The following is a 19,915-nucleotide window of genomic DNA, read 5'->3' on the forward strand; positions in this document are numbered from 1 at the left end:
ATCCTCCCTCGCGCCGCCGAGGTATGCAAGTTACTCTCCGGCGCGGGGCGTCTCGTTTCTCCCGGGCTCCCCTCCGAACTGGCCGCCGCTTTTCACCCCTAACCACGGGCAACGCTTGCCGTAACTGACGGTTATTCCTCTGTCGAAGATTATGCACCTCATACATGAACCGAGGCTTCCGCACGCTCGGCCTCCACGCCGGACAGGACCCGGACCCGGCGACAGGGGCCCGCGCCCCGCCACTCTATCAGACCACGTCGTACGTCTTCGACGACGCGGACCACGCCGCGGACCTGTACGCCCTCGAAGCCGACGGCGACGTCTACTCCCGCATCTCCAACCCGACGACCCGCATCCTCGAACGCCGCCTCGCCGCCCTCGAATCGGGCGTCGACGCGGTTGCCACCGCCTCCGGGATGGGCGCGCTCGACGCGCTCACGACCGTTCTCGCGTCGGTCGGCGACAACGTCGTCCTCTCGGAGGATATGTACGGCGGCACGGCCTCGTACTTCTCGAAGACCGCCGTCAGGCGCGGTATCGAATCCCGGACCGTCGAGACGCTCGACGTGGACGCTTACGAGGACGCCATCGACGAGGACACCGCCTTCGTCCACGTCGAGACGGTGGCGAACCCCTCGCTGAAGACGCCGGACTTCGAGGCCATCGCCGAGGTCGCCCACGAGAACCGCGTCCCGCTCGTCGTGGACAACACGTTCGCCACACCAGCACTCTGTCGGCCCATCGAACACGGCGCGGACATCGTCTGGGAGTCCACGACGAAGTGGCTCCACGGCTCCGGCACGACCGTCGGCGGGGTCGTCGTCGACGGCGGCACCTTCCCGTGGGACGCGGCCGACTACGACGAACTCTCCGGCGAGAACCCCGCCTTCGGCGTCGATTTCGTCGAGCGGTTCGGCGAGCGCGCCTTCGCCGAGGCCGTCCGCCAGCGCGCCGTCAGGAGCACCGGCAGTTGCCAGTCGCCGTTCGACGCCTGGCAGACGCTTCAGGGCGTCGAAACGCTCGCGCTCCGGATGCGCGCCCACTGCGAGAACGCCCGGCAGGTCGCCGAGTTCCTCCGCGACCGCGACGGCGTCGCGTGGGTCACCTACCCCGGCTTCGAGGACCACGAGACCCACGACCTCGCCTCGGAGTACCTGCAGGGCGGCTACGCCGGCATGGTCACCTTCGGCCTCGACGGCGCGGACGACGAGGCGGCCTACGGGGCCGCCAAGACCGTCTGCGAGTCGGTCGACCTCGTGAGCTTCCTCGCCAACATCGGCGACGCGAAGACGCTCCTCATCCACCCCGCGTCGACCACGCACGCCCAACTCTCGATGGACGAACAGCGCGCCGCGGGCGTCGCGCCCGACATGCTTCGACTGTCTGTCGGCATCGAGGACGCCGACGACATCATCGCCGACCTCGACCAGGCAATCGAACACGCCCTGCGTCAGCAGGCCGACGGGGGCCCGGAGGAGCCATGAGCCGCACGCGAACCACGCCCGGTCGCCGGGTCGAATCCGACGTGGTCGACATCGGCGAACACGAGTTCGAGTCGGGCGAGATACTGCCCGACCTGAAGGTCGCCTACGAGGCCTACGGCGAGTTCGACGGACAGAACGCGGTCCTCGTCTGTCACGGTCTCACCGGGAGCCAGCACGTCGCCGGCCACGGCACCGAGTCGGGCGTCTCCGGGCAGGCCCGCGCGTGGTGGGGCGACATCGTCGGGCCGGGCAAGGCGCTCGATACGAACGACTACTACGTCATCTGCGTGAACGTCCCGGGGTCGTGTTACGGCACGAGCGGCCCGGCGAGCGAGGGACCCGACGGCGAGCCGTGGGGGACCGACTTCCCGCCGGTCACCGTCCACGACTGGACCCGCGCCCAGCGCCGCCTGCTCGACCACCTCGGCGTCGGCCGCCTCCACGCCGTCGTCGGCGGCTCCGTCGGCGGCATGAACGCCCTCGACTGGGCCGTGCAGTTCCCCGACGACGTGGAGCGCCTCGCCGTCGTCGCCTCGGCGGCCCGCCTCGATTCGCAGTGTCTCGGCATCGACGCCGTCGCTCGCCGCGCCATCACCTCGGACCCGAACTGGAACGGCGGCGACTACTACGGCGAGGACAGCGCCACGCCCGACGCGGGCCTCGGACTCGCCCGCCAACTCGGCCACCTGATGTACCTCTCGAAGGACTCGATGGAGCGCAAGTTCGGCCGGCGCTCCGCGGGCCGCGGGGACCGCGGCGACGCCTTCCCGTCGGACCCCGCGGCCGCGTTCTTCCCGTACCGCGAGGTCGAGTCCTACCTCGACTACCAGGCCGAGAAGTTCGCCGAGCGCTTCGACGCCAACTCGTACCTGTACCTCACGCGCGCCATGGACGACTTCGACCTCTCGGAGGGCTACGAGTCCGACGCGGCTGCCCTCGCCGCCTTCGAGGGCGAGTCGCTCCTCGTCTCCTTCACCGGCGACTGGCACTTCACGACCGAGCAGTCGGAGTCGCTGGCGGGCGCGTTCCGCCGCGTCGACGTGCCGGTCGCCCACCACGTCGTCGAGTCCGACCACGGCCACGACGCCTTCCTCGTCGAACCAGAGAAGGTCGGGCCGCCGCTCGGCGACTTCGTCGACGAGGGCGTCGCGGGCCGCGCCGTGACCGACACCGCGACCGACGGCGGTGAACCCGACGAGGAGGAGGACTTCGCACCGGTCCACTCCTCGCTGTTCTCGCGCTGACGGTCTCTCCGTCGTTCCTGCTTCTCCCCGGCGGTTTTCCTCTTTCGCGTCGGTCCCACGTCGCAGAAGCCGGCGGGAATTGCGACCGACACCCCGCTTTACCCCCGTTCGATTCGACGTTCGGGTATGAGCGACGACGACAGCCCGGGCTTCCACACTCGGAGCCTCCACGCCGGACAGAGTCCCGATTCCGCGACGGGCGCGCGCGCCCCGCCGCTGTACCAGACCACCTCGTACGTCTTCGAAGACGCCGCCGACGCCGCCGCGCAGTTCGCCCTCGAAAAACCGGGGCACATCTACTCGCGGCTGATGAACCCCACCGTCGGGATGCTGCAGGAGCGCCTCGCGTCGCTCGAAGGCGGCGTGGGCGCGGTCGCGACCTCGTCCGGGATGGCCGCGTTCGACCTCGCTACCTTCCTGCTCGCCTCGGCCGGCGACAACATCGTCTCCGCGTCGTCGCTGTACGGCGGGACCTACACCTACCTCACCCACACCGTCGAGCGCCGCGGCGTCACGACCCGGTTCGTGGACACGCTCGACGTTGACGCCTACGAGGAAGCCATCGACGACGACACCGCGTTCGTCCACCTCGAAACCATCGGCAACCCGGCGCTCGTGACGCCGGACATCGAGGCCATCGCCGAGGTCGCCCACGACCACGGGACGCCGCTGTTCGTGGACAACACGTTCGCCACGCCGTACCTCTGTAACCCCATCGAGCACGGCGCGGACCTCGTCTGGCAGTCCACGACGAAGTGGATTCACGGGGCCGGCACGACCATCGGCGGCATCCTCATCGACGGCGGCACCTTCCCGTGGGACGAGTACGCCGACGACTACCCCGAAATCGCGAAGCCGAACCCGGCGTACCACGGCGTCAACTTCGACGAGACGTTCGGTCCCGCCGGCTTCACCTACGCCGGCATCGCCCGCGGCCTGCGCGACCTCGGCAACGCCCAGTCGCCGTTCGACGCGTGGCAGACGCTCGAAAAGCTCGAATCGCTCCCGCTTCGGATGCGCGCGCACTGCGAGAACGCGCAGGCCGTCGCGGAGTTCCTCGACGACCACGAGAAGGTGTCGTGGGTGAACTACCCCGGCCTCGAATCCCACGAGAGCCACGAGGAGGCCTCGAAGTACCTGGAAGGCGGCTACGGCGGCATGATTACCTTCGGCCTCACCGACGGCTACGAGGCCGCCAAGGGCACCGTCAACAACGTCGAACTCGCGTCGCTCCTCGCCAACGTCGGCGACGCGAAGACGCTCGTCATCCACCCGTCGTCCACGACGCACCAGCAGCTCACGGAAGACGAACAGGCCGCCGCGGGCGTCACGCCCGACATGGTCCGCCTGTCGGTCGGCATCGAGGACGTCGACGACATCATCGACGACCTCGACCAGGCCATTCGCGCCGCGTCGAACTGAACTGAGCGCGCTCGCCTCGGACGAGTCGTTCCCGGCCGCCGCGTCGGCGGACTGGCCGGCCACCGACCGCCGTTCCTTTTATTCCCGCGCCAGTAGGTAGCTCCGTGGTAGAAGCACTCCTCTTCGTCGGTCTCCTGGTGGCAGTGTTCGTCGGGTTCAACATCGGCGGCTCGTCCACGGGGGTCGCCTTCGGTCCCGCGGTCGGGAGCGGTGTGCTCGGGAAACTCGCCGCAGCGGCCCTGATGACGGGGTTCGCGCTCCTCGGCGGGTGGACGCTCGGGAGGGAGGTCGTCGCCAAGATGGGCGGCGAAATCGTCCCGCAAAGCGAGTTCACCCTCGCGGCGAGCGTCGCCGTCCTCTTTTTCGTCGGCCTCGCGCTGTTGGTCTCTAACACCTTCGGCGTCCCCGCCTCCACGTCGATGACGGCGGTCGGGGCCATCGCGGGTCTCGGCCTCGCCAACGGGTCGCTCGACTCCGGCGTGATGCTCGAAATCATCTCGTGGTGGATCGTCGCGCCCGTCATCGCCTTCTGGATCTGCGCGGTCATCGGTCGGTACATCTACCCGTATCTCGACGCGTGGCTCAAACTCGACCAGAGCCCCGGTGCCCTCGTCAGACTCGACCGCGACGGCGGCGTTCCGCGACCGCGACTCGGGCCGAACACGACGTACCGCGAGTTCGGGAGCACCGTCCTCGTCGTCGTCGTCGCCTGTTACATGGCGTTCTCCGCGGGCGCGTCGAACGTCGCCAACGCGGTCGCCCCGCTCGTCGGCAACGGCGCGGTCGAGATGAACACGGGCATCCTCATCGCCGGCGGCGCCATCGGTCTCGGCGCGTTCACCATCGCCCGTCGGACGCTCGACACCGTCGGCAACGACCTCACGCAGTTGCCCATCCTCGCGGCGCTCATCGTCGAGACGGTGAGCGCGTCGCTCATCTCCTTCCTGTCGGCCATCGGTATCCCCGCCAGCCTCGCCGTGAGCGCGACGATGTGCATCGTCGGCCTCGGCTGGGGACGGGCGACCCGAACTGTCACTCTCGGCGAGGCCCTGAGCGGCGGCGAGGCCCCGCAGGTATCGGTCAACGCCCTCACCGTCGAGCGCGAGGACGAGGTGCCGAAGATGGGCGAGGAAGCCCCCGACGAACTCTCCGCGCAGGACCTGTTCGACCCCGGCACGACCGGGCGGGTCATCTTCTTCTGGATGCTCACGCCCTCGCTTTCGGCCCTCGCGTCGTACGCGCTGTTCTCCGCTGGCGTTATCTGAAGCGTTCAATCGCCGCGTCTGTCAACCCGGGACTATCACGGTCAACAATGTAACAAACGGGCGGCCGCCGCCGCGGCGCGGGTCGAATTCGGCGCACGGAACAGCAAAGTCTAATGGGGTGGCCTTCGAATCCTCTGTCGATGCCCACGGTAACCTACCTCAACTACGAAGTTCTCGACGACAACGGCTGGGACCTCGACGACGACGACCTCTTCGAGCAGGCCGCTGACGCCGGTCTCGACGCCGAAGACTACGGTGAGATGGAAGTCAACCAGGGCGAGTACATCCTGGAAGCCGCCGAGGCCCAGGGCTACGACTGGCCCTTCAGCTGCCGCGCAGGTGCCTGTGCGAACTGTGCGTCCATCCTGAAGGAGGGCGAAATCGAGATGGACATGCAGCAGATCCTCTCCGACGAGGAAGTCAACGACAAGAACGTCCGTCTCACCTGCATCGGTTCGCCGGTCGAGGACGAGGTCAAGATCGTCTACAACGCGAAGCACCTCGACTACCTGCAGAACCGCGTCATCTAAGGCGCTATCCCGAACATTTCTTTCGACGCGTCGCACCCGTGACTGACGGGTACGCCGTTTCCGCCCCCGTCCGAGCCGAGAGGCCGACAGCGATTTGTCCCGCCGACCGGTCGCTCCACCCGTGTCGAGAGTCACGGCCGTCGTCCGCGAACTCCGCCCCGACGATTCGCTCCCGAGCGAAGCGACCGAACTCGGTCGACTCGGGCTCTTTCTCGCCTGTCTCACGGTGGCGAGCGCGGCCAGCTACTGGGTCGCGCTCAGGCTCCGCGGCGTCCCGATAGTTGGCACGCTCGCGTCGCCGAACGTCGCCGGCCTCGCGGTTCCGACGCTCGTCTACGCGCGCTATCGCGGCGTTTCGCTCTCGTTCGGGCCTCCCGAGCGCTCCCGACTCGGCGACGCGGCGGCGACGGCTCTCGCTCCCGCGCTCGCCGTCATCGCGGCGAGCGTCCTCTTTGCGGTCGGATTCGACGCCTCGCTCGCCGCGCTCCTCGGCTGGACGTACCATCCGGAGGCGTCGGTCGCGACGGCGGCGGTTCGGACCGCCGAAGACGCGGCACTCACCGGCCTCGGGTTCGGGATTCTCGTCGCGGCGGTGTTCGACCTCGCCTCGTCGCGGGTCGGACTCTCGTCCGCGCGCGCCGTCGCTACGACGGCCGCGCTCGCGACGTTCTTTCACTCGGTGCTTCGGGACGCCGCGTTCACGCTCGTCGTCTTCCCGAAGCCGTGGCGGGTCGGCGTCGTCTCGCTTCTCCTCGTCGCTACCGTCTGCGGCTGCGTCGCCGCCGGCGTGACGTACCGAGGCGTGGTCGAGCGGTCGATTCGACCCCTCTCGCGCCCGACACTCGCTCCCGCGTTCGCCTTCGGACTGTTCGCCGTGGCCGCGCTCGGAACCGTCTTCGCCGACGTTCCCGGCGGCGTCGAACACGCCCTGTGGTCGCTCGCGTTCGGCGTGGCGGCCCTCGGTTTCGGCCGCTCGAAGTCGGCGTGGGTTCCCGCGGCCACGATGGCGCTGTTCTCGCTTTCGATTCGACTCGTCGGCTTCGTCGAACTCGCGTTGCTCTGACGCGTCGCCGGGGTCGGTTTCAGGATTGATACCCGTCCCGAACACCTAACTCCCCTGCCCCCAGTCTGCGGGTATGTTCGGTATCGGAACGCTCCCCGACCTCCTGCGGTTGGTGGTGCTCCCCGTCCTCGCGTGGACCGCGGTACGCGACGTCCGCACGCGGCGCGTCCCCAACGTCGTCTGGTATCCGCTCGCGGCGCTGGGGCTCGTCCTGCTCGCGTGGGAACTCGTCGGCCACCTGCCGCCCGAGACGGTGTTCGACCGGCTGTACCTGATTCGCGTCGGCGTAAGCGTCTGTTTCGTCGTCCCGCTTTCGTACCTGTTCTGGCGGCTCGGCGGCTTCGGCGGCGCGGACGCGAAGGCGCTCATGGTGCTCGCCGTCCTGCTCCCGACGTTCCCCAGTTACACCCTCGCCGGAACGGAGTTCCCGCTCGCCGCCACCCGCCTCGGCGTCTTCTCGATGACGATTCTCACGAACACGGTCATCGTCGGCCTCGCCTACCCGCTGTTCCTCGCCGCCCGGAACCTCGCCGACGGCGAGTTCGAGTTCCCCATCTCGTTCGTCGGCCGCCGCGTCGGTGTCCCGTCGCTCTCGACGGCCCACGGCCGCCTGTTCGAGTCGCCCGAGGGCGTGACGCGGAACGGGCTGGACCTCGACGCGCTCCGGATGTACCTCCGCTGGCGCGGCCTCACGCTCGCGGACCTGCGTTCGGACCCGGACGCTCTCCGCGACCCCGACAGCATCGGCGAGACGTTCGACCCGACCGACGGCGCGGTCCACCGCGCGGCGACCGACGGCGGCGCGTCGCCCAACCTCGACGACGAGGATGCGGTCGACGGCGATACCGCGGACGACGGCGCTGGAGGCGACACCGCCGAAGCCGACGCGGACGCGTCGTTCGACGACCCGTGGGGCGCGGCCCAGTTCCTCGACAGCATCGAGGGCACCGCCTACGGCACCTCGCCCGAGAAACTCCGCGGCGGACTGGAACTCGTGACGGCCCGCGAGTCGGTCTGGATTTCGCCGGGCATTCCGTTTCTCGTCCCCATGTTCGTCGGTCTCGTCGTCGCGTTCGTCTACGGCGACATCCTCTTCGGCGTCCTCGGCGCGCTCGGTATCGTCTGAGAACCCGCGCGGGTCGTGCGTAGTTTCCGCGCGGCGACGCACAAGAGATAACCCCGGCCACTGCGTGACCCGAATCATGACCGTCGATGTCGACTTCGGCGAGGACGGCCTCGTCCCCGCCGTGGCGCAGGACGCCGACTCCGGAGAGGTGCTCATGCTGGCGTACGTCTCGCCCGAGGCGCTCGACCGAACCGTCGAGACGGGTCGGGCGCACTACTACTCGCGGAGCCGCGACGAACTCTGGGAGAAGGGTGCGTCCAGCGGCCACACACAGGAGATTCGGGAGGTTCGCGTCGACTGCGATGCGGACACCCTGTTGTATCTCGTCGACCAGAACGTCGGCGCGTGCCACACCGGTCACCGGTCGTGTTTCTACCGCACCGTCGAGGGCGAGAACGTCGGCGAGCGCGTCTTCGACCCCGACGCGGTCTACGACGACGAGTGACCGATGCGAGCCGACCGATGACGGGGACGGCCGCTTTGTCGACCATCGCGACCGACGGGTCGACCGACCGATGACCGCGGGCGTCGGCCGATGCTGAGCGTCAATCCGATCTCCGTGGTCGCCATCGTCGTGGGGCTGGGCTGTTTCGCCCTCGGCGGCCGGCTGCTCAAGAGCGCCGCGGCCGCCCGTCGGGTCGCCCGCTCGGACGACCCGGAGTTCGTCCTCGACCCGACCCGCGAGGACCCGCCGGACGACGAACTCGACGGCGACGGCCTCGAACGCGGCTTCATGCTATTGGTGTTCGGCGCGCTGGCGCTCCTGTTCGCGGCGATTAGCCTGTGAGTGGCGCGCGAAAAGTGATTCTTTCTCCCCGGTGCTGTCGCCGAGTTACAGCGTCGTGACCGCGCTTCGAAGCGCGTCGGCGGCGTCCTCGGCGAGTTCGGTCGCGCGCTCCTCGGAGCGCCCCTCGGCGTAGACGCGGACTTTCGGCTCGGTCCCCGAGGGGCGGACGAGCACCCACGCGTCGCCGTAGTCGAGGCGGTAGCCGTCGGTCGTGTTCGGCGTCGCGTCGGCGGATTCCGCGTAGTTTGCGGCGGCGTTGAGCATCGCCGTCAACTCGGATTCCTCGTCGTATTCGAGGTTGATGCGGACGTTGTAGTAGTCCTCGTAGGGCGCGACGAGTTCGCTCGGCGGGCGCTCGGCGACGAGTTCGAGGAACTTCGCCGCGATGTACGCGCCGTCGCGGACGAGACGGTAGTTGGGGTAGAACACTCCCCCGTTACCCTCGCCCGCGATGGGGACGTTCCGACCCTCGCGCCAGAGTTCGCGGATGCGGGTGATGAGGTTCGTCGCGCCGATGGGCGTGAGTTCGAGGTCGGCACCGACCTCCTCGCAGACGTCGACGAGCCGTTGGGAGACGTTCACCGCGGAGACGGTCGCGTCGCCCGGTTGGAGGGCTGCGGCCGCGAGGGCGGCCAGCGACGCCTCGCCGGAGATGCACTCGCCGCGCTCGTTCACGAAGACGGCTCGGTCGGCGTCTCCGTCGTGGGCGATTCCCACGTCGGCGTCGGTCGCACGAACGAGTCGTTCGAGGTCGCGGAGGTTCTCGGGAACCGGTTCGGACTGGCGGCCGGGGAAGTGGCCGTCTGGCTGGGCGTTGACGGTGCGGACCTCACAGCCGAGTTCGCGGAGGAAGTCGGGCGTGACGAGCGACCCGGCGCCGTGGCCGGGGTCGAGCGCGACCGTGAGGTTCGCGTCGGCGATTTTCTCGCGGTCGACGCTGGCGAGGAGGTCCTCGCGGTAGTCGTCGTTCGCCGTCTCGACGCACCGGGTCTTCCCGACGGCGTCCCACTCGGCCACGTCGAACTCCTCGGCGAGGATGTGGTCTTCGATGCGCTCTAACTCCTCGACGGCGAGTTCGACGCCGTCGTCGCCGACGAGTTTGACGCCGTTGAACTCCGGGGGGTTGTGCGAGGCCGTGATGACGACGCCCGGAACGCCCTGGTTCTCGCAGTACCGGACGGCGGCGGGGGTGGGGACGACGCCGAGGTCGTCCACGTCGACGCCGACGCTCGCCAGCCCGGACTCGGCGGCGTTGACGAACATCTCACCCGTTGTTCGGGTGTCGCGTGCGATGGCGACCCGGTCTGCGTTCCAGACCGTGCCGGCGGCCTTGGCGACGCGGAGGACGAACTCCGGTGTGAGGCTCTCACCCACCACGCCGCGGGTGCCGCTGGAACCGAAGAGTTTCATTGAGTGTGTGTGCACCCCGGCGCGACAAAGCCGTTCCGAACTGGTGGCTCGCTCGGTACGTTCGTCGCCCGATTCGAGTCGCCCAATCATCCGGGTCGCCGTATCCGGTGCGTTTACGCACGTCGCTCGCCCACGGTGGCGTATGTTCCCGGAGTTCGAAGTCGTCCCCGCGGTCGACATGCAAGACGGCGAGGTCGTCCAGCTCGTACAGGGCGAACGCGGCACCGAGAAGACCTACGGCGACCCGGTCGAGGCCGCTCGCCGCTGGGTCGACGCCGGCGCGGAGACGCTCCACCTCGTCGACCTCGACGGCGCGTTCGAGGGAGAGCGGAAGAACGCCCCGGCGGTCGACGCCGTCCTCGACGCGGTCGACGTGCCGCTCCAACTCGGCGGCGGCATCCGCACCGCCGACGACGCCCGCGACCTGCTGGACCGCGGCGTCGACCGCGTCATCCTCGGCACCGCGGCCGTCGAGAACCCCGACATCGTCGCCGAACTCGCCGACGACTACCCCGACGGCGTGATGGTCAGTCTCGACGCGAAAGACGGCGAGGTCGTCGTCTCCGGCTGGACCGAGGGCACCGGCCTGGACCCCGCCGAGGCGGCCGCCCGGTACGAGAAACTCGGCGCGGCGGCCATCCTGTTTACCGACGTGGACGTGGAGGGCCAACTCGAAGGCGTCCACCTCGAGACGACCTCGGCGGTCGTCGACGCGGTCGATATTCCCGTCGTCGCCTCCGGCGGCGTCGCCTCGCTCGACGACGTCCGCGCGCTCCGCGAGGCGGGCGCGGCGGCGACCGTCGTCGGCACCGCGCTCTACGAGGGGCGGTTCACGCTCGAAGAAGCGATGGAGGCGTAGGTCGCCGACGCGGCGAGACACGACCTGACCGAGACGCTACGCGTCGAGGTACGCGAAAACGGCCGCGGCGAGGCTCTCGACGGTCCCGTAGACGCCGACGGCGACGAACAGCGCGCCGATAATCGCGGTCTCGGGACGCGAGGTCGCGAGGAACGGCCCGGCGAGAACGAGCATACTGAGGGTCACCACGTCGCGTTTCGGGCTGGCGGTCGCTCCGCGCCGCATCAGTCGCTCGCCTCCGGACGACTCGATTCCAGCCGCATCGGTCGGTTATCGCCCACCCAGGACGCCTCCGCCGAGTACCGCCGCGCCGACCGCGAGCGTCACCAGCGCGACGCCGAGCGCGACAGCCACCCCGGACCGGGCGGTGAGCAGGAGTCCCCCGACGCAGATGGTGTAGCCCACCACCAGCGCTCCCTTTCGCTGCATACCCCACCGTACGCGTCCGAAGTTATGAACGTCCGTCAGACGTGCGTCTGACGCTGCGGCGGGCTGCGGCCGCCGCCGCACGACGAGAATCCCTATATGCGCGGCCCGCTTCGAACGCGACATGAGCGACGCCGACCGACGCGCGGCCGTCTCCCGCGAGACGTCCGAGACGACCATCGACGTGACGCTGTCCATCGACGGCGACGGCGACGCGGTCGTCGACACCGGTATCGGATTCTTCGACCACATGTTGGAGGCCTTCGCCAAACACGGCCTGTTCGACCTGACCGTCCAGTGCGACGGCGACCTCCACATCGACGACCACCACACCGTCGAGGACGTGGCCATCGTCCTCGGCGAGGCGTTCACCGAGGCGCTCGGCGACAAGCGCGGCATCGTCCGCTACGCCGACCGCAAGGTCCCGCTCGACGAGGCCGTCGCCTCCGTCGTCGTGGACGTGTCGGGCCGCCCCTTCTTCGAGTTCTCGGGCGAGTTCTCCCAGCCCTACGTCGGCGAGTTCACCAGCCACATGGCCGAACACTTCGCGATGTCGCTGTCGATGAACGCCGGCCTCACGCTCCACGCGGGCGTCGAGGGCGACAACGCCCACCACGAGGTCGAGGCGCTGTTCAAGGCGCTCGCGCGCTCGCTCGACGACGCGACCCGCGTGGACCCGCGGCGCTCGGACACGCCGAGTACCAAAGGAAAGCTGTAGTCGCCAGTCCGCCCCGTTCTCCCCGACCTCCCGCACTCGACTCTCAGGGTCGCCGGAGCGTCCCCGAGTCGTCGACGAGCAGGCCGCGTTCGACCGCGTAGTCGAAGATGTCGGCGACCTCGTCGTCCTCGAGGTCGTACGCGCCAGACGCCAGCGCCTCGACCTCCGCCCGCTCGACGGGGAACTCGCGGTTCTGGAGGATGCGAATGACCTTTCGGAACTTCGGCGGCTCCTCGCCGGGGTCGGACGAGTCGCCGCCGGTTTCAGTCTCATCGTCGGCGTCCGACTCGGCGTCACTGTCGAGCCGCTCGGGTTCGTCGGCGGTCTCGTCGGCCGCCCGGGCGGCACCGTCGGACCTCTCGGCCTCGTCCTCGCCGTCGTCGTCGTCCGCGTCGTCTCCCGACTCCTCGTGGTCGTCGGCCTCGTCCGGCGAGTCGTGGTTCGCCGGTTCCGGCGGCGTCGGCGCGGGGTCGACCGCGTTCACGTCGACCGAGGCGGCCTCGCCGCCCGACCCGCTCGCGGTCCGCTCCGGTGCCGCGGACGCGCCCGTCTCGGCCCGTGCGTCGTCGGGCACGTCGACGCCAGCGTCGACGCCGAGTCGGGAGAGAAGCGGCGCGATGACCTCGCTCAGCGTCTCCTCGCAGTGTTCGCAGAGGACGACGCGGCGCTGGTCGTCGGCCGGCGTCAACTCCGGCGGCAGTACCTCGAACACGCCGACGGCGTCGGTCCCACAGAAGTCGCAGGTGCGTAGCTCGCGCATGCACGACGGGTCTCCGCGCCGACGGTTAAACCCACTCCCCGGCCGCGGCGTCGGTCGCCTGCCCGTGGCGTCGTCCACCCGACGCCCACGCGACGTCTCCAGTCAGCCGCCGTCGGCGACGTACCACTTAATGCACCCGCCCGCAAATCCCCCGACCAACGAATGTTCGACGAGATTATGGAGAAGTTCGAGGGCAGCCCGAGCCAGCAGGCCGTCATCCGGCTCCTCTTGGAACGGGGCTTTTCCGTCAACGACCAGGGACGGGTCGTCTCGGGCGGCATCGAGATACCGAACACCGGCATCGCCCGCGAGGCCGACGTGGACAGGCGCGTCGTCGACTCGACCACCGACGCCATCCTCGCCGACGAGGAGCTTCGACGAATCTTCCAGAACATCTCGTCGATTCCGAGTCTGATGGACCTCGCGCCGGTGCTCAACCTCTCCGTGCTCACCGTCGAGGTTGCCGACGCCGACGAGCCCGGCATCGTCGCCACCGTCACCTCGAAGCTCGCCGACGCGGGCATCTCGATTCGCCAGACGATAAGCGAGGACCCCGAGTTCACCGACGACCCGAAGCTCTACATCATCACCGACGAGCCGATTCCCGGCGACCTGCTCAACGACCTGTCGAACCTCGAATTCGTCCGCCGCATCATCATCGCCTGAGCCCGCCCGTCGGCTCCGCGAATATTCTGTCAACGTAGCAATAAGATTCTTGTAACTTCACGTGGTAGCCGTTCGCATGGTGTCCATGCGCAGTTGCATGTGCTGTGGTGAGCCGATTTCCGAGACGCGCCACCTCTGCGGCGTCTGCATCCAAAACGGGTGTACGTCGTACGCGGACGCCTGCGGACAGTAGCAGTAGCGCGGCTCCGCGCTCGCCCGCTCCGCCTCGCCCTGCTCGGTTTCTCCCGCGCCGGGCCGACGACGCCCCGGTGCGAACGCTTTTCCACGCCGCGACGCCAACTCGGTGGCATGACCGACGCCTATCGAACCGTCGCCGGCCGGGCCGACGCCCGCTTCGAGGTCAACGGCTCGGAGTTCATCGGCTACGTCTCCCCCGCGGAGACGGTCGAGGAGGCGGAGGCGTTCGTCGCCGAAATCGAGGAGCGCCACCCCGACGCCACCCACAACGTCCCCGCCTACCGGGTGCCCGCCGGGGCGGCCTCGTCGTCGGTTCCCGGCGGGGGGAACGTCATGCTCCGCGAGTACCAGAGCGACGACGGCGAGCCGAGCGGCTCGTCGGGAAAACCGGCGCTCAACGTCCTCGTCCAGCAGGACGTGCGCAACGTCGCCGCCGTCGTGACGCGCTACTACGGCGGCACCAACCTCGGCGTCGGCGGCCTCGCCCGCGCGTACTCCCGAGCCGTCAAGGAGGCGCTCGACGCGGCGGGCGTCGTCGAGGAGATTCCCCACGAACGATTCACTGCGACCGTCGAGTACGACGACTCGGGGAGCGTTCGCGGGCTGTTAGAAAGCGCGGGCGTCGAGTTCGAAGCCGCCTACGAGGCCGACGTGTCGTTCGAAGTCCGCGTTCCCGTCGAGGACGGGGCGGACCTCCGCGACCGCATCAGAAGCGCGACCAGCGGCCGCGCGGACATCGAGTAGCGCGGCCGCGGGATTCTTTTCGGTTCAGTCGGTCGGTTCCACCTGTTCCGGCGGCGTCGGTGCGGCTTTCTCGCGCGTCTCGCGGCGGTTCTTGATGGCGAGCGCGCCGAACAGCGCCCCACCGACCGCGCGCATGGCGAGGTCGACGGCGACCGTGTCGGGGACGTTCCCGACGAGCCCGAGGAAGCTCCCGAGGTCGAACGCGGCGTTCAACAGGAGCATCGGGGCCATGAGCAGGAACGCCGAGAGGGCGAACAGGGCCCGTTCGGTCTGCGACACGCGGCTGTAGAGGTAACCGATGACGGTCGCACCGAGTCCGATGACGCCGACGAAGACGCCCGCGACCGGGATGACCACCTCGGGAACGAAGTAGCCGATTTCGGCCACGTCGGCGAACGTGATGACCGCCGCGGCCTCGCCCTGTCCGCGGAGGAGCAGGATGCCGGGCGTCAGGGCGAACGCGAACGGCACGATGGCCTTGTTGAGCGACAGCGAGAACGCCTTCGTCCCGGTCCGGAACGGATTAGACCGGGCAATGCCGGAGGCGGCGTACGCCGCGACCGCCACCGGCGGTGTGATGTCCGCTATCACCCCGAAGTAGAGGATGAACAGGTGGGCCGCGAGCAGCGGGATGTCGGAGGACTGCGCGATAGCCGGCCCGAGCAGCGAGACGAGGATGATGTACGTCACCGTCGTCGGCATCCCCATCCCGAGGATGATGGAGGCGATGGCGGTGAAAAGCAGCAAGAGGACGATAGAGCCGCCGGCGACCGCCTTGATGAGCGCGGTCAGGTTCGGGCCGAGGCCGGTCGCACTGACGACACCGGGGATGATTCCCGCGGCGGCGACGGCGACGACGACCTCGGTCGAGGTGCGCGCGCCGGAGTCCATCGACTTCCCGATGAACGTCACGTAGCGGAAGACGTTCAGGTCGGACAGCGACGGCCGCGAGACGGCGTTGGCGATGTTGTCGGCCGCTTCGTCGACCGCGTCGTCGAACTCCAACAGCGGCGAGTCGAGCGCCGGTCGGACGAGCATCACGACGAGGCTGACGAAGATGGCGATGACGCCGAGGTCGCCCGCGGCGGCGAAGAGCGCCGCGGTCGCGCCGAGCGGTTCACCGCTTCCACCCGTGACCGCGTCGATGACGCCGACGCCGGTAGTGACGTAGGAACCGAGTTGCGCGACGAACGCCGCCGCGATAGCGCCCAAGAGGGGCACACGGGTCCGCTCGCTGTACGCCGCGACGACGGACAGGAGCGCCATGATGGCGATGAGCGTGAACCACGCCGAGCGCGCGACCGTCAGGCGCTCGACCAGCAGGTAGTACATGAGCAACACGAGCGGGATGAGGTAGAACCACCCGCTGACGAGGTGCTTCCCGAGGTCGACGACCTCGGAGCGGTCGAGGCCGCCGATGCCGGCCCGCGTCGCTTCGAGGTGGACCATCACCCACACGCCGAAGAAGAACACCACGGCGGGGATGGCCGCCGCGATGATGATATCGGAGAAGGGGACGCCGATGAACTCGATCATGAGGAACGCCGCCGCGCCCATCACCGGCGGGAGAATCTGCCCGCCGGAGGAGGCGGAGGCCTCGACGGCCCCGGCGAACTCAGAGCGGTAGCCGGAGCGCTTCATCAGCGGGATGGTGAACGCGCCGGTCGTCACCGTGTTGGCGATGGAAGAGCCCGAAATGGTCCCCATGAATCCGGACGCGAGGATGGACGCCTTCGCCGGGCCGCCCTTGCGGGTCCCGGTCGCGGCGTACGCGAGGTCGATGAACCACTGGCCGGCCCCCGACATCTCCAGGAACGCCCCGAACAGGATGAAGATGTAGATGAACTGCACGGAGACGGTGACCGGGATGCCGAAGACGCCGTTTTCGGTGTTGTACCAGAGGTTCTGGATGATGTTCGCCCACGACCCTTCGGGGATGGAGAGGACGCCGACCAGCGGCATCGACGGCGAGATGAGGTAGCCGAACCTCGCGTAGACGATGAACGAGGCGACGATGACCATCAGGTAGAACCCGAGCGAGCGGCGGGTCGCCTCCAGGACGAGGAGGACGCCGACCGCGCCGAGGAAGAACGGGTAGGACACGTCCGTGAAGGGGAGGACGCCGATGGCCGCGACGACCGCGTCGGCGAGGAAGCCGAGCGGACCGAGCGTCTCGGACACCGAGACGAACGGCGCGCCGAGGTACTCGGCGACCGTCCGGCCGGCTTCGAGGCCGAACACGCGGAGCCGCTGAATCTCGGACCACTCGAACACCATGTAGGCCGCCGTGGCGACGGCGAGCACGATAAACAGCAGGTCGAGCGGTGTCACGCGCTCGCGCTCCGGGTCGATCGCGAGCCATCGGACGAACCGGCGGATTCCCGCGGCACCGCGGGTGACCGGGTGGTCCTCACCGAGGTTCGACGCGAGGGTCGGAACGACGCGACTGAGTGCCGCGGCGAACCGACCGTGGCCGGTCGTCGCCGGGAAGAGGACGAACGCCAGCACGAGCGCGAAGGCGACGTGAATCGAGTTCACCTGCAGGAGTTGGAGCGAACCGAGCGACACCTCGCCGACGAGCGGTATCGTCGCGGCGAACTCGAAGCCGCGGGCGGCCAGCCACGACTGGAAGACGGAAAAGGAGATGGCGACGAGCGACGTGAGAATCGCCGCCCACCCCGAGAGCGTCCGCTTCCGGTCGATGCCCTCCAGCATCTCCTGTGCCTCTTCTTCGGATAGTTCTTCGTCGGTACTCGCTGCCTCGCGGTCGTCGTCTGCGGGCGACTCGCCGCCGTCGGTTCGAATCGGCGAGTCGACCGGTGCCGCGTCGGTCTCCGGGACGGACCGGGAGGCGTCTTCGTCGTCGGGGCCGTCGGGTCGACCCTCGTCGTGTGTTCGGTTCATCGTTAGTCAGTGGAGGGCGGCGTCGAGGACGGAGCGGTGCGTGACGTACAGGCGGACCGAGCGCGCGTCGGAGAGCGCCACGAGGTCGTAGGTCCGGTCACCGACGTGTAGCTTGTGGCCGGCGATACGGCCGGGCTTGACGTACAGATCCTCGTAGCTTCCCTCGGGGTCGAAGACAAACGAGCCGTTTTCGGTCGTCACGTTCGCCCGAGCGGGCAGCCCCGCGCCGTAGGACTTGAACTCCATCTTGGTCATGACGAGTTCGCCGTCCTGAACCGCGTAGGCGTCGAGGACGCGCGTCTTCTCGACGCTGTGGGTGTATTCGAGCGCGACGGTCGTGTTCTCTTCGACCGGCATCGTCTGTAGTCGCTCGCCGGTTTCGGCGTCTTCGACGACGAGCACCTGTCCGGCCGGAACGGCGGCGCTCCCGCCGACGGCGACCGCCAGCACCGCGACTACGACGAGGAGACGTGTGGGAGTCGAATCAAGCATCGAAAGATGGGTAGGAAACCGCTGTTCGAAAGCGAAGCGAAGCGCCCGGGCTCAGCCGAAGTAGGCCTGCGCGCCGGGGTGGAGCTCGATGGACATGCCGTCCTGCGCGCTCTCCTTGGAGATGAAGTCCGTCTTGATGGTGAGTTCGTCGACGTTCTCGAAGATGGCGCTGGTGACCGATTCGACGGTCGATTCGGGCTGTTCGGCGTTGGTCGCGATCATCGCCTGCACCGAGACGGTCGGGGCGGGGTTCTCCAGTCCGTAGGTGCCCGACGGGACCTCGTCGTCGGCGTAGAACGGCGCGGCGTCCTTGACGGCCGTGCGGTCCTCGCCCTCGATGGGAACGATGCGCACGTCCTCGGTCGCGGCGAGTTCCTCGATAGCGCCGACCGGCCAGCCGCCGACGACGAACGCGGCGTCGATGTCGCCGTTCTTCAGCTGGTCGGAGGCCTGCGAGAAGCCGGTGTTCTGCTCGCTGTAGTCCGAGATGCCGAGGGCTTCGAGAATCTGGGTCGCGTTGACCTGCGTCCCGGAGCCGAGGTCGCCGGTGTTGATGGTCGCACCGGAGAGGTCGGACGGCGTCTCGATGCCCGTGTCGGCGAGCGTGACGACGTGAATCGTCTCGGGGTAGAGCGTGGCGACGCCGCGGAGGTTCTCGACGGGGCTGCCCTGGAACGCCTCGATGCCCTCGCCGTTGCGGGCGAAGTAGGCGACGTCGTTCTGAATCAGCGCGAAGTCCGCGTCGCCGCGGGCGAGGCTGCCGACGTTCTCGACGGACGCGCCGGTGGACTGCACCTGAATCGTGAAGTCGGTCTGTCCCTCGATAACGGACTTGAACTCGTTCGAGAGGGGGTAGTACGTGCCGCCCGTCCCGCCGGCGTGCCACGAGAGTCGGCTCTCGGTGCCGCCGTTACCGCCGGATTCGGTCGTCGTCTCCTCGGCGGTGGTGGTATCTTCGCCACCGGATTCGGTCGTCGTCGTCGTCTCTTCGCCGCCGCCACCGGAACAGCCGGCGAGGCCGGCCAGACCGACGGCACCTGTCGCAGCGATAAACTGTCGGCGGTCAAGCTTCCGAGTCATACATCACTATTCGTCACGATACGTATTTATGACTGTTCATGTCAACGGCCAACATATCTCTATTTACACACTAATTGTGGTAAATTCTTATCAATGTTAGAATATTAATTCGCCAACGATACACATACCTGAACTCGCCCTTCTGGGGAGAAATACAATCCTCCGCGGTTCTGATTTCACTTCGACCCGCGTGCCCACCGCTGTCGGTTTCTCGTTTCTCTGTTCCGTCCGACTCCGGAGTTCGCGGCGGACTTCGACCCGAAACGAAGGGGTTCGGCGAGTTGGGTGCCGACCCCGACGCACCCCGTGCAAACGTCTCTCACAGTAGTCTACGGGGGTGCGGTTCGGGACGTTCGACTCGAACGACAGTCGGCCGCCGGCGGGCGACTTTCGACCCGAAAAGAGGGGGTTCGGACGGCGTTCAGGGGAGTGCGCTCGCGCCCGCAGCCGTCAGTCGACGATTATCTCGGAGTCCGTCGAGTCGTCCGACGACTGCTTGGGCGACATCTGTTCTTCGTACCGGGTTATCCAGTCGGCGAAGCAGGTCGGACAGAGTCGCTGGTCGTCCACGGTCGAGCCGTCGACCTGCAACTGGACCGCGCGGGCGAGGGCGTCTTCGACCGCCCGCCCGCAGCCGTCGCACGGGTCGCTCATCGTCGGGTTCCTCCGGTGGCGCGAGGTTCGTCCATGCGTCGGAGGTGCGCGGGCGGTAACTTAGTCGTTACCCGAATCGGGGC

The 19,915-nt window shown here is 68.4% G+C and carries 21 protein-coding genes; 13 read left to right on the forward strand and 8 right to left on the reverse strand.

All coding sequences use genetic code 11. From position 1 onward, the window contains the following. The first annotated feature begins 164 nt into the window (after nt 1-164). The 9 genes from C5B91_RS14420 to C5B91_RS14460 all read left to right on the forward strand — a co-directional run bounded on the left by C5B91_RS14420 (nt 165) and on the right by C5B91_RS14460 (nt 8,921). On the forward strand, nt 165-1,484 hold the full coding sequence (locus tag C5B91_RS14420) for an O-acetylhomoserine aminocarboxypropyltransferase/cysteine synthase family protein (protein WP_008090917.1): 1,320 nt from the start codon (nt 165-167) through the stop codon (nt 1,482-1,484). Next, complete coding sequence (gene metX, locus C5B91_RS14425; protein ID WP_049967899.1) at nt 1,481-2,728, forward strand: homoserine O-acetyltransferase; 1,248 nt, start codon at nt 1,481-1,483, stop codon at nt 2,726-2,728. Before C5B91_RS14420 ends, metX begins: the two co-directional genes overlap by 4 nt. Nucleotides 2,729-2,854: 126 nt before the next feature. Then, the gene (locus tag C5B91_RS14430) at nt 2,855-4,150 is read left to right on the forward strand and encodes an O-acetylhomoserine aminocarboxypropyltransferase/cysteine synthase family protein (protein ID WP_115819893.1); all 1,296 of its coding nucleotides are present in this window, start codon (nt 2,855-2,857) and stop codon (nt 4,148-4,150) included. A gap of 143 nt (nt 4,151-4,293) precedes the next feature. Beyond that, nucleotides 4,294-5,415 carry an inorganic phosphate transporter gene (locus C5B91_RS14435; protein WP_181950705.1) on the forward strand — a complete coding sequence of 374 codons (1,122 nt, stop codon included), beginning with the start codon at nt 4,294-4,296 and terminating at the stop codon, nt 5,413-5,415. Nucleotides 5,416-5,555: 140 nt separating this feature from the next. Next, entirely contained in the window at nt 5,556-5,945 is a 390-nt protein-coding gene (gene fer, locus C5B91_RS14440) for a ferredoxin Fer (protein WP_004974109.1), read from the forward strand. Between the two features lie 121 nt (nt 5,946-6,066). Next, nucleotides 6,067-7,008 (forward strand): hypothetical protein, encoded by a 942-nt coding sequence (locus C5B91_RS14445; protein ID WP_115819894.1) that lies wholly within the window; start codon nt 6,067-6,069, stop codon nt 7,006-7,008. Nucleotides 7,009-7,081: 73 nt separating this feature from the next. Continuing rightward, on the forward strand, nt 7,082-8,134 hold the full coding sequence (locus tag C5B91_RS14450) for an A24 family peptidase (protein ID WP_115819895.1): 1,053 nt from the start codon (nt 7,082-7,084) through the stop codon (nt 8,132-8,134). A gap of 76 nt (nt 8,135-8,210) precedes the next feature. Beyond that, entirely contained in the window at nt 8,211-8,579 is a 369-nt protein-coding gene (gene hisI, locus C5B91_RS14455; protein ID WP_004974115.1) for a phosphoribosyl-AMP cyclohydrolase, read from the forward strand. A 90-nt stretch (nt 8,580-8,669) separates the two neighbouring features. Beyond that, the gene (locus C5B91_RS14460) at nt 8,670-8,921 is read left to right on the forward strand and encodes a hypothetical protein (protein WP_008090907.1); all 252 of its coding nucleotides are present in this window, start codon (nt 8,670-8,672) and stop codon (nt 8,919-8,921) included. Between the two features lie 45 nt (nt 8,922-8,966). On the opposite strand, the gene glmM is transcribed toward C5B91_RS14460, so the two are convergent. Then, nucleotides 8,967-10,331, reverse strand: a complete 1,365-nt coding sequence (glmM, locus tag C5B91_RS14465) for a phosphoglucosamine mutase (protein WP_008090906.1) — start codon at nt 10,329-10,331, stop codon at nt 8,967-8,969. Nucleotides 10,332-10,473: 142 nt separating this feature from the next. Between glmM and hisA the strand changes: the two genes are divergently transcribed. Continuing rightward, nucleotides 10,474-11,190 (forward strand): 1-(5-phosphoribosyl)-5-[(5-phosphoribosylamino)methylideneamino]imidazole-4-carboxamide isomerase, encoded by a 717-nt coding sequence (gene hisA, locus C5B91_RS14470; protein WP_115819896.1) that lies wholly within the window; start codon nt 10,474-10,476, stop codon nt 11,188-11,190. 36 nt (nt 11,191-11,226) lie between these two features. Here the strand turns inward: hisA and C5B91_RS14475 are convergent, their stop codons facing one another. Together C5B91_RS14475 and C5B91_RS22665 are read right to left on the reverse strand one after the other, a co-directional pair. Next, on the reverse strand, nt 11,227-11,415 hold the full coding sequence (locus C5B91_RS14475; protein WP_008090904.1) for a hypothetical protein: 189 nt from the start codon (nt 11,413-11,415) through the stop codon (nt 11,227-11,229). 45 nt (nt 11,416-11,460) lie between these two features. After that, nucleotides 11,461-11,619: a hypothetical protein gene (locus C5B91_RS22665; RefSeq protein WP_233514263.1), complete on the reverse strand. Its 159-nt coding sequence runs from the start codon at nt 11,617-11,619 to the stop codon at nt 11,461-11,463. A 121-nt stretch (nt 11,620-11,740) separates the two neighbouring features. Here C5B91_RS22665 and hisB point away from each other — a divergent pair, with 121 nt between their 5' ends. Then, nucleotides 11,741-12,334: an imidazoleglycerol-phosphate dehydratase HisB gene (gene hisB / locus C5B91_RS14485; protein ID WP_004974124.1), complete on the forward strand. Its 594-nt coding sequence runs from the start codon at nt 11,741-11,743 to the stop codon at nt 12,332-12,334. 43 nt (nt 12,335-12,377) lie between these two features. Here the strand turns inward: hisB and C5B91_RS14490 are convergent, their stop codons facing one another. Beyond that, complete coding sequence (locus C5B91_RS14490) at nt 12,378-13,094, reverse strand: hypothetical protein (RefSeq protein WP_008090902.1); 717 nt, start codon at nt 13,092-13,094, stop codon at nt 12,378-12,380. A 162-nt stretch (nt 13,095-13,256) separates the two neighbouring features. Here C5B91_RS14490 and C5B91_RS14495 point away from each other — a divergent pair, with 162 nt between their 5' ends. Further along, nucleotides 13,257-13,760 (forward strand): ACT domain-containing protein, encoded by a 504-nt coding sequence (locus tag C5B91_RS14495; protein WP_004974129.1) that lies wholly within the window; start codon nt 13,257-13,259, stop codon nt 13,758-13,760. Between the two features lie 309 nt (nt 13,761-14,069). After that, on the forward strand, nt 14,070-14,702 hold the full coding sequence (locus C5B91_RS14500; RefSeq protein ID WP_049967894.1) for a YigZ family protein: 633 nt from the start codon (nt 14,070-14,072) through the stop codon (nt 14,700-14,702). A gap of 24 nt (nt 14,703-14,726) precedes the next feature. On the opposite strand, the gene C5B91_RS14505 is transcribed toward C5B91_RS14500, so the two are convergent. The 4 genes from C5B91_RS14505 to C5B91_RS14520 form a co-directional block, all read right to left on the reverse strand. Then, nucleotides 14,727-17,606: a TRAP transporter fused permease subunit gene (locus C5B91_RS14505; protein ID WP_115819897.1), complete on the reverse strand. Its 2,880-nt coding sequence runs from the start codon at nt 17,604-17,606 to the stop codon at nt 14,727-14,729. Between the two features lie 6 nt (nt 17,607-17,612). After that, a complete protein-coding gene (locus tag C5B91_RS14510; protein ID WP_049905033.1) occupies nt 17,613-18,098 on the reverse strand; it encodes a DUF1850 domain-containing protein in 486 nt (161 codons plus the stop codon). Between the two features lie 51 nt (nt 18,099-18,149). Continuing rightward, nucleotides 18,150-19,178 carry a TAXI family TRAP transporter solute-binding subunit gene (locus C5B91_RS14515; protein WP_049967892.1) on the reverse strand — a complete coding sequence of 343 codons (1,029 nt, stop codon included), beginning with the start codon at nt 19,176-19,178 and terminating at the stop codon, nt 18,150-18,152. 450 nt (nt 19,179-19,628) lie between these two features. Next, complete coding sequence (locus tag C5B91_RS14520; RefSeq protein ID WP_004974143.1) at nt 19,629-19,832, reverse strand: hypothetical protein; 204 nt, start codon at nt 19,830-19,832, stop codon at nt 19,629-19,631. Between the last annotated feature and the right edge of the window lie 83 nt (nt 19,833-19,915).

Origin of the sequence: Haloferax sp. Atlit-10N (genome assembly GCF_003586325.1) — an archaeon.
GTDB classification, from domain to species: domain Archaea; phylum Halobacteriota; class Halobacteria; order Halobacteriales; family Haloferacaceae; genus Haloferax; species Haloferax prahovense.

What these genes read in the sequence shown, in the direction of transcription:
- C5B91_RS14420 (WP_008090917.1), top strand. Translation starts at nt 165, where the DNA reads ATGAACCGAGGCTTCCGCACGCTCGGCCTCCACGCCGGACAGGACCCG.
- metX (WP_049967899.1), top strand. Translation starts at nt 1,481, where the DNA reads ATGAGCCGCACGCGAACCACGCCCGGTCGCCGGGTCGAATCCGACGTG.
- C5B91_RS14430 (WP_115819893.1), top strand. Translation starts at nt 2,855, where the DNA reads ATGAGCGACGACGACAGCCCGGGCTTCCACACTCGGAGCCTCCACGCC.
- fer (WP_004974109.1), top strand. Translation starts at nt 5,556, where the DNA reads ATGCCCACGGTAACCTACCTCAACTACGAAGTTCTCGACGACAACGGC.
- C5B91_RS14450 (WP_115819895.1), top strand. Translation starts at nt 7,082, where the DNA reads ATGTTCGGTATCGGAACGCTCCCCGACCTCCTGCGGTTGGTGGTGCTC.
- hisI (WP_004974115.1), top strand. Translation starts at nt 8,211, where the DNA reads ATGACCGTCGATGTCGACTTCGGCGAGGACGGCCTCGTCCCCGCCGTG.
- C5B91_RS14460 (WP_008090907.1), top strand. Translation starts at nt 8,670, where the DNA reads ATGCTGAGCGTCAATCCGATCTCCGTGGTCGCCATCGTCGTGGGGCTG.
- glmM (WP_008090906.1), bottom strand. Translation starts at nt 10,331, where the DNA reads ATGAAACTCTTCGGTTCCAGCGGCACCCGCGGCGTGGTGGGTGAGAGC.
- hisA (WP_115819896.1), top strand. Translation starts at nt 10,474, where the DNA reads ATGTTCCCGGAGTTCGAAGTCGTCCCCGCGGTCGACATGCAAGACGGC.
- C5B91_RS14475 (WP_008090904.1), bottom strand. Translation starts at nt 11,415, where the DNA reads ATGCGGCGCGGAGCGACCGCCAGCCCGAAACGCGACGTGGTGACCCTC.
- C5B91_RS22665 (WP_233514263.1), bottom strand. Translation starts at nt 11,619, where the DNA reads ATGCAGCGAAAGGGAGCGCTGGTGGTGGGCTACACCATCTGCGTCGGG.
- hisB (WP_004974124.1), top strand. Translation starts at nt 11,741, where the DNA reads ATGAGCGACGCCGACCGACGCGCGGCCGTCTCCCGCGAGACGTCCGAG.
- C5B91_RS14490 (WP_008090902.1), bottom strand. Translation starts at nt 13,094, where the DNA reads ATGCGCGAGCTACGCACCTGCGACTTCTGTGGGACCGACGCCGTCGGC.
- C5B91_RS14495 (WP_004974129.1), top strand. Translation starts at nt 13,257, where the DNA reads ATGTTCGACGAGATTATGGAGAAGTTCGAGGGCAGCCCGAGCCAGCAG.
- C5B91_RS14500 (WP_049967894.1), top strand. Translation starts at nt 14,070, where the DNA reads ATGACCGACGCCTATCGAACCGTCGCCGGCCGGGCCGACGCCCGCTTC.
- C5B91_RS14505 (WP_115819897.1), bottom strand. Translation starts at nt 17,606, where the DNA reads ATGAACCGAACACACGACGAGGGTCGACCCGACGGCCCCGACGACGAA.
- C5B91_RS14510 (WP_049905033.1), bottom strand. Translation starts at nt 18,098, where the DNA reads ATGCTTGATTCGACTCCCACACGTCTCCTCGTCGTAGTCGCGGTGCTG.
- C5B91_RS14515 (WP_049967892.1), bottom strand. Translation starts at nt 19,178, where the DNA reads ATGACTCGGAAGCTTGACCGCCGACAGTTTATCGCTGCGACAGGTGCC.
- C5B91_RS14520 (WP_004974143.1), bottom strand. Translation starts at nt 19,832, where the DNA reads ATGAGCGACCCGTGCGACGGCTGCGGGCGGGCGGTCGAAGACGCCCTC.